This window comes from Pseudomonas bharatica, assembly GCF_048586865.1.
In the GTDB taxonomy this organism is placed as follows: Bacteria; Pseudomonadota; Gammaproteobacteria; order Pseudomonadales; family Pseudomonadaceae; genus Aquipseudomonas; species Aquipseudomonas bharatica.
Genome location: NZ_JBMAWR010000061.1, coordinates 1 through 472 on the forward strand (window position 1 = coordinate 1; position 472 = coordinate 472).

Annotated in this window: 1 protein-coding gene; it reads right to left on the reverse strand. The window is 59.5% G+C overall.

Annotated elements, in window-relative coordinates:
- Nucleotides 1–472, reverse strand: a 472-nt coding sequence (locus tag ACKLLE_RS27125) for an immunoglobulin-like domain-containing protein (protein WP_420059610.1), incomplete at both ends; no start/stop codon positions are given.

Below are 472 nucleotides of genomic sequence, written 5' to 3' on the forward strand. Positions count from 1 at the left end.
CGTGTTGGTATTCAGCACGTTGTTCGGGGCAATGAAATCGACCGAACCGCTGGAGCTGTTCACCGGGATGGTGATCGACTGGCCGTTGGCGAGGCTGATAACCAGCGGGGTGCCGGTGACCGGAGCAGTAACCGAGGCGGTGTAGGTCACCACGCCACCTTCCACTGCGCTTGGAGTCGCGATCAGGGTGACTGTACTGGTGTCAATCGAATCCGTAATGGCAGTGACAGCCGCAGTCGGGCTGACTTCCAGGTGCTCAAAGTCGCCACCAGTAGTCCCAGTGACGGTCACGCTGACGTTGCCGCCATCTACGTAGACGGTGTTGGCTGGTGCTGCGAAGGTCACGGAGCCTTCCGACAGACCTTTGCCGATGGTGATCACCTCGCCATTGCTCAGCGTGATCTTCATCTCGCTGCCTGCTGGGTTGGTCAGGCGAGCGGTGTAGACGATGTCACCGCCTTCCTGAATGTCA